This window comes from Micrococcus sp. HMSC31B01 (assembly GCF_001816085.1).
Taxonomy (GTDB): domain Bacteria; phylum Actinomycetota; class Actinomycetes; order Actinomycetales; family Micrococcaceae; genus Micrococcus; species Micrococcus luteus.
In genome coordinates this window covers 1-10959 of sequence record NZ_KV824934.1, presented here as the reverse complement: position 1 = coordinate 10959, position 10959 = coordinate 1, and the positions used below count along the sequence as shown (strand labels likewise).

Annotated in this window: 6 protein-coding genes; all 6 read right to left on the bottom strand. The window is 66.6% G+C overall.

The annotated features are described in order from the left end of the window. Positions 1-93: 93 nt before the first annotated feature. On the bottom strand, positions 94-2634 hold the full coding sequence (locus HMPREF3105_RS01805; RefSeq protein ID WP_070708636.1) for a GmrSD restriction endonuclease domain-containing protein: 2541 nt from the start codon (positions 2632-2634) through the stop codon (positions 94-96). A gap of 47 nt (positions 2635-2681) precedes the next feature. After that, positions 2682-4733, bottom strand: a complete 2052-nt coding sequence (locus HMPREF3105_RS01800; RefSeq protein WP_070708635.1) for a DUF262 domain-containing protein — start codon at positions 4731-4733, stop codon at positions 2682-2684. Then, positions 4726-6156 (bottom strand): DUF262 domain-containing protein, encoded by a 1431-nt coding sequence (locus HMPREF3105_RS01795; protein ID WP_168167978.1) that lies wholly within the window; start codon positions 6154-6156, stop codon positions 4726-4728. The genes HMPREF3105_RS01800 and HMPREF3105_RS01795 overlap by 8 nt, the downstream gene beginning before the upstream one ends. A gap of 110 nt (positions 6157-6266) precedes the next feature. Further along, positions 6267-7193: a GIY-YIG nuclease family protein gene (locus tag HMPREF3105_RS01790; protein ID WP_070708633.1), complete on the bottom strand. Its 927-nt coding sequence runs from the start codon at positions 7191-7193 to the stop codon at positions 6267-6269. 1 nt (position 7194) lies between these two features. After that, on the bottom strand, positions 7195-10458 hold the full coding sequence (locus HMPREF3105_RS01785) for a type I restriction endonuclease subunit R (protein WP_070708632.1): 3264 nt from the start codon (positions 10456-10458) through the stop codon (positions 7195-7197). 5 nt (positions 10459-10463) lie between these two features. Continuing rightward, a partial coding sequence (locus HMPREF3105_RS12555) for a restriction endonuclease subunit S (RefSeq protein WP_210401415.1) occupies positions 10464-10959 on the bottom strand: 496 nt, incomplete at its 5' end.

Sequence of the window (10959 nt, the reverse complement as noted above, 5' to 3'; positions counted from 1 at the left end):
CAAGAACCTCATGACCCACAACAGCTAGTGGGTGGGGTGGACGGAATAACGACTGCGATGCCTCGTCAGGACCTGGCCCCCCCGGCAGGGCCGTCAGGTAGTCGTGTCGAGCTCCTGGACCGTGTGCAGGAACCACTCCAGCGCGTCGAGGAACGCCTCCTGCGCGGCGGCTGGCTGGAGGATCTCCGGTTTGATGGTCGGGCGACGGCGGAGAGCGTCCGGGCCGAACTCCACGCCAGGGACGAGGTTCAGGCGCTCCCGGAACTCGTCGAGGAGCGATCCATCGGTGAACGGAGCCCACTTCGCGAGGTGGTAGAAGACGACCTCGACGCCGTACGTCGGGTACAGGATCACGGGCCAGATGTTGCGGTCCGACGTGTGCGGAGCCACGAGGAAGCAACCGCCGGCGGCAGTGCCCACGAAGGCGGCCCGGCCGCCGCGCTCGACCCAGCCTCGTTGGATCTCGATCAGGGCGCGGGCCGATTCGGGATCGTTGTGGTCGTGGAGGCGATCGACCCAACGGTCCCGCAGGGCAGGGTCGTCGCCCGGGTCGGCGAGCGACCGAGGATCGGTCAGGTCGACGTCGACGTCGATGAGCTCGGCGAGCTGCTCCGCCGACAGCCGCTGGCCGCCGTCGGCATGTCCGTCCTCGGAGAAGCGCACCCCTTCGGCGGCGAGGACGTCGTGCGGGTCATCCGTGCGTTCTGGGTCCGTCCACCGGAAGGACGGCGACACGGTGCCTCCTGCCTGGAGCACACGATGAGCGTGCGGCAGGGCCGTCCGCGCGAGGTAGGTCCCCACGGGGACCGGATGGCTTCCGATCAGCCGTGCGAGTTCGCCGTAGGAGGTCCAGAACCCGGCGGGAATGGCCTCGACGGCGTCCGACAGCGTCTGCCAGGCCGTGTGGGCGACCCCGGAGGCGGCCTCTGCTGAGGGCCCCGGCCAGATGCCGACGATCCGGTCCGCCAGCCGCTCGGCGCGAGCACGGATCTGCGCGGGACCCCATACCGGCTCAGCGGAGATCTCCTGGTTCATGCGGATGCCGCTCTTGGCCAGCTCCGCACGCTTGACCGCGAAGGGCCCGTTGCTCAGCTCACTGTTGTACCCGGTGAGGGTGAGGTTGCCCAAGGTGTGCAGGAGCTCGGTGTGCACCTCGCGAAGGTCCTGGTGCGCCTCGAGCTGGTCGGCCAGAGCGCGCTCCCACTCCTCCGTGACGGTCTGCGGCATGACGTGCTCGATGGTCGCGCTGTCGAGGTCCACCGGCTCCTTGCTGCCGTAGGACTCCTCGATCCACCGGAGGATCAGCTTCCGGTGGGCCGCACGGCCCGTCGTGTAGAAGGGTGCCGTCATCACGGCCTGGCGGATCTGATCGTCGGAGGCGAAGTGCTTCCGTCCGCTGGAGAGGAAGCGTTGCAGGGCATCCGCCGGATCGTCCTGGCCCTGAATGTCGGCCGTGGCCGCGAGCAAGGTGGTGTTGAGACCGTCGGAGTAGCGGCCGAAGACGAGACGTCGGACCAGGTACGACTCGAGGTAGAGGAGCGCACGGGCCAGTTCGTCCGAGTCGATGTCCCCCAACGACCGGCGCTCCATCAGGTGCAGTGTGATCGGGAACGTCGTCGTCGTGCGCCAGGCGCGCAGGCGTGCCAAGCGGAAGCGCACTGCGTCGTCCTTCTCCTTCTCCGGGCGGAGCATGACGTCGTAGAGACGCCCCAACGCCAGGAACCGCTCGACTTCCGCCCTGACCTGCGACTCGTCCTGCAGGTCACGCATGCGACGCTGCTGCCCCGCGTAGATCTCCGTCTGGCGGACCTTGGGATCCTGTTGCACCAGGTCGAGCCAGAACAGGGCCTCCAGTTCCTCATTGGAGAGCAGGTTCTGCAACGGGAGCCACAGGGTGGTGTAGACCTCATCCGCCCGGGTGGGCAGCTGCATGAACAGGTAGTTCCTGAGCAGGTCGCCCTGGGTGAGCTTGAGGCCGGTGTTGTTCAGCGACTCGAAGATGCGGTGGGCGTTGTCGTTCTCCCCGGTGGTCACTGAGACGATCGACAGGCCGGCGACGACGGCGGACTCGACCTCCGCCAAGGTCAGCGGCTCCTCTTCACCGTCAGCAGACGGTTGGCTCAACCCGAGCAGCTTCGTCAGGAAGAACTGGTGGGCTTCGCTGATCCTGGATCCTTCGGCAGCGTCCGGGGCGTGCTCGATCCGCCCGCGGTAGGCGCTGCGGTCGGCCTGGGTGGGCAGGACCTTGTAGCGGAGATCGCCGTCCTCCCACTTGTTGACCAGGTACTTCTCGTTGACCCGATCGGCGTGCATGGGGCCTTCGTGCTCAGCCCGGTGGTCGCGGACAGCGGCGAGGAGGAGCGTCAGCGTCGTCAGCCGCTGCTGCCCGTCCACCACGAGCCACCGCTGGACGCCGCCGGGCCCGTTGTCCCGGAAGCCGGCGAGAACGAGGGAGCCGAGGAAGTGGGTCGCCGAAGGGTTGTCCCGCCGGTGGCCGGCGACGTCGACGACGTCCTCCCACAGGCGCTGCCACTGCGGGCGGCCCCAGGAGTACGTCCGCTGATAGAGCGGGACCGTGTACTGATAGGAGCCCCCGAGGAGCTCCTGAAGGGTGACTTCACGCGCGGCGACCATGTGACGAGCTTAACGGGGGGCCTCTAGGGCCAGATCGTCCCGCGATGTCAGGGCCGTTTGCCCTGCCATTCTTGGATCACCCGCCGCATGCTGTTCCCGTGCTCCTTGATCTGGGGGACGTCCCAGTCGCCCTCGGCGTGAAGGATGCCTGCCATGAGTTGGAACTTGAGGCTCTGCTCGTCCGAAGAGTACTGCTTCACCTTCGAGACGGGCATCAGGTTGTTCCGCTGAGAGTTCTCGCGTCGGCCCATGATGCACAGGTTCCCGAAACGGTTCACCTCCGTCGATGTCAGGACCTTCTGCCCTTCGCCAGGAACCACGGGATAGAAGTGCTCCACCGAAGTCCGGTACCGGAAGCGGAATGAGCCTGCGCGTTGGGACAGGACACTCCGTTCAACGTCGCCGAGTGCAGCCCCGAGCGCCCCCGCTTCGGCGGACGGATTACGTCCGAGATCCCAGAGGATGTAATCCAGCACGTTGAACACGAAGTTCGGGACCTTGACCCCAAGGTCCAATCCCTCGTCCGCGTCGTAGGCGCGAAGCCGCTCGCGGGCCAGGTCCTCCAGCATGCGTTGGAAGGCCTCGCCGTCCACGCGGTCCACCGGCCGCTCGGCGAGCCACCGGAGAATGCGGTAGAGGAAGTACTTGGACGCGCGGCGCGTATCCGTCACCTGGAACATGGCCTGCAGGTTTCGGACAGCCTCCTGGACCGCCGGGTCTTCGAAGGTGTTCTTCACTCCGAGACGACGTCGCCGCGACGACCCTTCCTCGGCGCCAGACTCGACCTTGAGGGCGCCCACGAGCACCCAGTTCTCCTCGTCCGCCCGGGTTCCCGTAGTCGACAGCGTCCTAATGACGTAGGTGTCCAGCAGGAACCGGATGCGGAGCAGCATGACGAGGAATCGCTTGGACCACCGGGCGTCGTCCTGGCGACGCTCGGCGAACTGTTCCAGCAGGGAGTTGTCCTCGAGACGGACGGCGTTCTTCGGCTCCTGACCCCACGCCGGCCGGCCTGAACCTGACGCCATCCCGGACTCCTCCATCACCCGCAGAACATGCAGCAAGAGGTTCGGAAAGTCGATGATGGTTCCGTAGGACCCCGTCTCATCGGAGCGTTTCTCTGCTGAGGCGCTTGTCCCCTCACCGGCACCCCGACTGGACAGCAACGAATCCAAGGACGTGCGTCCACCAAGTTCGGTCTCCGCAAGGCTTGGTTCTAGGGCGGCACGAAGGGACTCGAAATCCGTGGTGACGAGCGTCGACCATGTGTCACCGAAGACTGCATCTCTGGCCGGAGAAATGTCCGGGTCCAGCTGCTCCGACGCGAACTGAAGCTGAACCGGGCGGTCCAGCACGGCGCACGCATCCCAGACTTGAGCGAAGACCTGCCGCTCCGACTCATCACGCAGAGGTCGCATCAGCATTGCCTTCAGGACCTCGTGCTTCGCCAGTTGCTCTCCGCGGGTGTTCATCACCTCGAAGTAGTGGTTTAGGTCGGTGCCCTCAGGAAGCTCCGTCCGCAGCAGCCGAACATGGTTCCAGAGATAGGCGAGGTCGTCAGCATCAAAGACCACCGTCTGACCGTCAGCAGTCGCTTGGCGGTCAGTGGCGCGCTCGCAGGCCCCTCTGACCGTTTGGGCGGCAATCCCGATGGCTTCAACCTGGAATGCGCCGTGCCTGTGACCGCCCCGCCGGCGCAGGGTTGCGAGGTCTTCCCCCGCCTCCGCACGCCCCTCGTAGTCCAGGACAGCCAGCGCAACCGGGTCGAGCACGCCGGCCTGGGTGATCTGCTCCGCGACTGCGGCCAGGACCGTGAGCGTCGTCAGCCGTTGCTGCCCGTCGACCACCTCGTCGATCTGGTCTCCTGCGGGAGTCTGGGTCCGGTTCACCACCATCGCTCCGAGGTAGTAGTCCGAGACATTGCCGCGGGATTCGAGAGCTTTGGACCGCAGACGGGCACGGCGCACGTCCGCGAGAAGCGTGGAGACCTCGACCTCTGTCCAGGCATAGGAACGCTGATAGACGGGAACGCGGTAGTGACGTCCTGCCGCGAAGACCTCCCCGATGGTCAGAGTTTCCGGGGCGTTCCTCTCAGACATGGTGCGACTCCTCCTCCGGGTCCCACGGCCGGTCCGAGTAGAGGCGCCTGACCGGTTCCGGCGCATTGTCGACGTCGCCGGGACGAGCAGGCACGCGCCCGGTGATCGCAGCCGGGTCCATAGTGCCCATCATCAGACGGAACAGGTTGACCTGCTCTGGCGAGTCCACGGCCTTGTTCAGCCCCAGCGCGTGCAGCTCGGTCGAACGTGGGTAGACCCGGCGCAGACGAGTCCTCAGCGCAAAGGCGTGTCGCGCCAGAACGAGGGCCGCGCGCTCGAGGTCCTCGGCTCCGAAGCGGTCCGCATAGGCCAACAGTAGAGCTCCGTAGAGCTCCTGCGTATAGCGATATCCGGCGCCGTTGCCTGAAGAACGTACGAGCCCCGTGATGGCATGGACCCGCCGGATCTCACGATGGCGACGGGCATCGTCCTGGACGGTCTGGTCTGCTTCGGTCGCGGAGACGCCAAGCGTTCTGGCCAAGCTCGTGTAGTGCCGGACGAATCGGAAGAGCATCTCGCCGTCGATGATCGGCTGGGAAAGCTGGAAAGGGAACTCCAGCGGAGCGAGGGCTCCGTGGGCGATCAGCGCCGCATTCCTGGTGTTGTAGTCATCCACGTGCGCTTTGGCCATCAGCAGCCCATGTGCCCAGGGGAGCCGCCCGAAACTCGCAGCCCCAGCCGAGATGCCCTTGAACGCCCCGATCTGTGCGGATGTGAAACCGTCCCTCGGCAAGGACTCACCGGCGGACCAGCGGACGACCGGATAGAGCAAACGCGAGAAGAGGTGGTTGATCTCGTCCGGCGGGGTGGACTCCCAGTCCTTCACGGCCGCCATGATCGCGCCGCGGTCGGTTGTCGTCTCTCCGTAGGCGCGGAGGTGGTAGGCCTTCAGCAGATCCGTGGGCAGGAGCGGCCGGCCGCGTGTGTTCTGCGAGTCGAACATCTGGAAAGCGGCGTCGAGGTCGGTGACGGTCAGCCGCACCAGCGTGCACCGGTCGAGGAAGTAGTCCGCGAAGTCCTCGACCTCGGTGCTGTCCCAGGACCGGAATGTCTGCAGGATGAGGCGGTGGTTCTCGATGACGTGGCGCTCCGACACGTCCCGGCGGCCCGGCGGCAGCTCGATGGCCGCCGCGCTGTCCAGGGCCGCACGCTGGTGCTCGGCGCGCTCGGCAGTGTTGCCCAGGACCTCCTGCAGTGCGAGCGCGATCAGGGCGAAGGTCATGTACCGCTGCTGGCCGTCGACGATGTCCAGCCAGCCGTCCTCGGCGTGCACGATCATGGTGCCGATCCGGTAGGACGCGGCCGCACGAAAGCGACGGATGTCCTCGACGAGCTGCCCCGTGTTCGTCGTGGACCATGTATAGGGCCGCTGGTACTCGGGTATACGGAGACGAGGGTCGCGCAGTACGTCCGCGACGGTCATGACGTTCGCGGTCAACGACCCGGAGCGCCCCGTCCCCGGCTCTTGGGCGTCGCTCTGGGCACCCCGCGGATGGTCGACGGCGGCATCCAAGGCGGTCGGCCGCGTCCTCATCAGGCGCCGTCTTCCATGGGCTCCGGCGCGGCCGAGGCGGCCTCGACCTCGCCGAGGGTTCGCCCATCCGGCGCCCGCCATGAGGACGGCCCGCTCATGCTCCCGCCGGCCACGAATCCGGCCGCGGCCGAGGAGCTGGTGAAGGAGACGTCCTCGGTCAGCACCCCATCGGCACCGATGTGGTCGGCGAAGCGCTCCCGGCCCGCCCGGACACCGGGGGGTGCGCTGGGCCGCAGCCCCTCCATGAGGCCACTGCCCCGCAGGACGACGAACCCGTCCGGCGTCGGGTGTCCCTGGGCTCTGACGCCGTTGACCGTCATGGTGAACAGGGTGCGCTTCGGCTCCGCTTCGGGCGCCTGGGTGGCCCGGCCAGCCGCGGCCGCGGCATGTGAGCCGTCGGCGCTCTCGAAGACGCGGTGCCCCAGGGCGCTGATCAGGAGCTTGGCCTTGTCGGCGTACTCCTCCAGCTCCGCCCTCTTCTCCTGCGTGACGTTGCCCTGGGAGGGTGCCACCGCATTGTCCACGGTGAAGCGCCCGGCCGTGGTGGCCGCCTGGTGGAAGTAGTGCTCCAGGTAGGTCACTTCCGTTGGGCCGAAGGTGTCCCCGAGGGTGGAGAGGAGAATGGCCCGGTTCCAGAAGTCGTGCGCCTCCCTCCGGACGTGCTCCCGGATCCTGCCCACCAGGCCGTTGCCGTTGGCCCGCCCGACAGCCTGCCCGACGTAGACGACGTCGTCGCCGGAATCGGCGTCCTGCCCCAGCAGCAGGTACACACCGGTGCCTTCGAACGCCTCGGGGTGCCCGTCCGCGTTGAGACTGGTGCGTGGCACCACGTAGACGAGGCCCGTCCAGTTGTCGAGGGTGCACTTCAGCCGACCGGTGGGTGCACCGTCCATCAGGAAGACCTGCAGTGTCTTGGGATGTGCCATCTCAGTTCCCCTTCCGGACGCGCGACGGCGTCGCACTCGCCCTTTCATCGACGGAAGTACCCTGCGAAGGGGCCGTTTCGTCAACGAAAACGGCGGACCGTCCATGAGCAACGTCCACCGGCCCGGCCCCCTCGCTCCGCACCTTCCAGTACAAGTACTCGCCGATCGCGGCGACGATCATCTTCGACGGGTCCCCGCCCCTGCCCACGATGTCCGTCATCTTCGCAAAGGCGTCCTCGTTCGCGTACACGGCGCCCATCGCCGACCGTTCCAGGTTCGGGCTCGCCAGGAACTGCTCCAGCGAGTTCGCTCCGGCCTGCCCCAGCAGCTTCTCGTCCTCCATGAGCGGCGCCACGAGGGCACTGACCCACGCCTCCTGCTGGGACGGGGAGGCATCCACGCCTTCACCGGCGAAGATCTCGTTGATCTTCTCGATCACTTCCACCAACGGCCCGCGCTGCTTCTCACGCACCTGCCCGCCTCCCACAGCGGTGGTCCCCTTCAGCGCGGCCCCACCGGTCAGCCCGATGTCCCCCGAGGACGTCTTCTTCTGCCGGATGCTCACCAGCTGCACGTCGCTCAGGTCGATCAGCTCCTCACCGCCGGGCTGATCGCTCACGAGCTGCACCAGGTGCCGCAGGAACAGCGCCCGCTTGTAGTGCTCGGTGTCCCCGAACTCGTAGATCTGGGAGAGGAAGTCGTAGAGGCTGACGAAGGACCGCATGTCCTTGCGCGTCAGCACGAGCTCGTTCACGCGCGTCTCGTCCTGGTTCATCCGCGCATGCGCCAGCTCCTTGCGGAACCGGTAGGCCACGGGCTCCAGCGCGGCCTGCAGGCCCTCCTGCCCGCTCCCCGGCTTCCAGGCCACCCACACGTCGGCGAATGCGTCGACCTCGTCCCAGTCGTACACGCCCGCGGCGTCGAGCTTCGTCCCCAGGTCGTGGATCAGGTTCGGGTCCGTCACCGTCTCCAGCTTCGCGCCGGCGTAGTACGGCTCGAAGGCGGCCTGGATGTCGTCTTCGGAGTTCACGAAGTCCAGCACGTAGGTGGTGTCCTTGCCGGGTGCCGCACGGTTCAGGCGCGACAGCGTCTGCACGGCCAGCACGCCGGAGAGCTTCTTGTCCACGTACAGGGCGCAGAGCTTCGGCTGGTCGAAGCCGGTCTGGTACTTGTTGGCCACGATCATCACCTGGTAGCTGTCCCCGTCGAACGCCTTGGCCAGGTCGCCGGTCACGGACGGGTTCATGGACCGCTCGGTGACCTTCTCGAGCCCGAAGTCGTCGTCGGTGATCTCGCCGGAGAAGGCCACCAGGGTGCCCACGTCCGTGTACCCCATGTCCTGGATGTACTGGTCCATCTGACGCTTGTACCGGACGGCGGCGGCGCGGGAGTCGGTGACCACCATGGCCTTGGCCTGCCCATCGAGCAGTCCGGCCACGTTGGCGCGGAAGTGCTCCACGATGATCTTGACCTTCTGCGCGATGTTCGTCGGGTGCAGCTTGACCCACCGCATGAGCTTCTTGCTCGCCTCGGTCTGGTCCACTTCGGTGGTCTGCTTCCCGACGGCGGCCCGGTCGCCTTCGGGACGGAACTCGCCCTTCTGTCCGGCCAGGGCCAGCTTGAAGGCGGTGTCGTAGTTGGTGAAGTTCTTCAGCACGTCGAGGATGAACTCCTCCTCGATGGCCTGCTGCATGGTGTACCGGTGGAAGGATGCCGGGATCTCCTGACCCTTCTCGTCGTACTCGCCGGAGGGGCGGCCGAACATCTGCAGGGTCTTGTCCTTCGGCGTGGCGGTGAAGGCGAAGAAGCTGATGTTCTCCGGGCGTCCGGTGGCGGCGACCTCGGCGGCGAGGATGGACTCGGTGTCCGCCTCTCCGCCGTCGTCGAGGTCGGCCTGCTCGTCCGGGGTGAGCACGCGCTTGAGCTTGGCTGCGGCGGAGCCGGTCTGGGGGGAGTGCGCCTCGTCCGCGATCACTGCGTAGGTGCGACCGGCGAGCGTCGAGTCACCTTTGAGGAGTTCGAGCACGGCGGGGAAGGTCTGCAGTGTCACCACGATGATCCGGTTGCCCTGCAGCAGGGTCTGCTTCACCAGGGCGGACTTGCTGGTGGCCTCTCCCCCGAGGTTCTTGCGGTCCACGGCCACCACGGTGCCGGAGGTCCGCTCGATCTGCCGGACGGCCTCCTGAAGCTGGTCGTCCAGCACGGTGCGGTCGGTGACCACGATGACCGAGTCGAACACCCGCTGCTCGTCCACCCCGTAGGTGGAGAGCAGGCGGTGGGCGGTCCAGGCGATGGTGTTGGTCTTGCCGGAGCCCGCGGAGTGCTCGATCAGGTAGGACGCCCCGGCGCCCTCCTCACGGACGGCGGCGAGCATCGTGGTGACGGCCTCCCACTGGTGGAAGCGCGGGAAGATCAGCGTGGACTTCCGGCGCGAGCGGCCGTGCTCGTCCTCCACGGTCTCCTTCTTGAGGAAGACGAACTTCTGGAGGATCTCGAGCCAGGTGTCCCGCTGGAGAATCCGCTCCCACAGGTAGGCCGTCGATGAGCCGTTGGGGTTGAGCGGGTTGCCGGCGTGGCCGTCGTCGCCTTGGTTGAACGGCAGGAAGAAGGTGTCCTTCCCGGCCAGCTTGGTGGTCATCCAAACCTCGCGGTTGGAGACGGCGAAGTGGACCACGGCGCGGGTGCCGAACCCGAACAGCGGCGTGGCCTTCGGGTTGCGGTCCCGGTACTGCTTCTTCGCGTGGCCGATGGACTGGGTGGAGTCGGTCTTCAGCTCGATCGTGGCCACGGGCAGGCCGTTGACGAAAAGCACGAGGTCCACGGACTGGTTGGTGGCCGGGTTGAAGTGCACCTGACGCATCACGCGCAGCCGCATGCGCTGATAGGAGGCGACGGCGGCCGGGTTGAGGTTCGTGGCCGGCCGCGGTTCGGCCATGCGCAGGGTGGCGGAGGTGCCGACCTTGAAGCCCTTGCGAAGCACGTTGAGGGTGCCGCCGACGCCGGTGTCCTGCGGCTTGTTCATCACCTCGATCAGGCGGGTGGTGATCTGGTCCCGCTGCGCCTGCTGGGCAGAGGCCGGGGCATCCGCCTTCACGATGCGCCCGTAGTCCTCCGGCTGGTTCTCGGCCAGCCAGGCGTGGACGTCCTCGGGGAAGATCGCGTTCTTGCGGTCGTAACCGTCATCGTTGGCCGAGTAGAGCCAGCCGTGCCTCTCCAGGTACTCGCAGATGTAGGTCTCGAGCTCGCTCTCGTTGTGGATGGCCATGGTGGTCAGTCCTCCGCAGGGATCTCGATCTGGCCGGTGACGGCGGCGGTGATCAGCGCTGCGCGGCGCTCCTGCGCGAGCTCGATGAACCGCTCCGCTTTGGAGATGAGGGCATCGATCTTGGCGGTCTCAGCGTCGAGGTAGTCGGCGATCTCGCGCTGCTCGTCTAGAGGCGGAACGGGGAAAACGGTGCGTCGGAACTCCCTCTCGTTAAGGGACGGCACAGCTCCAGGTTGAACGAGACGGTCCAGAAGAAGTCCTTCCAACATGTACGTCGCGTAGCGGGGATAGAGAAGTAACTTCGGGCTCAGTGCGAGCATGTTGTTGTCGATACAGCTTGGTCGTGTAGCCATGCGAATCCGCCCTAGAAGAAGGGCAGCACCGATCTTTGCCATGACGAGAGTCCCCGATGGGAGGACTTTCGCCCTCAGTTTGTCTGCCGTCTCGCGACTGATCGTGTCCTCAGGCTCTCCTAGCTGTTGTGGGTCATGAGGTTCTTGC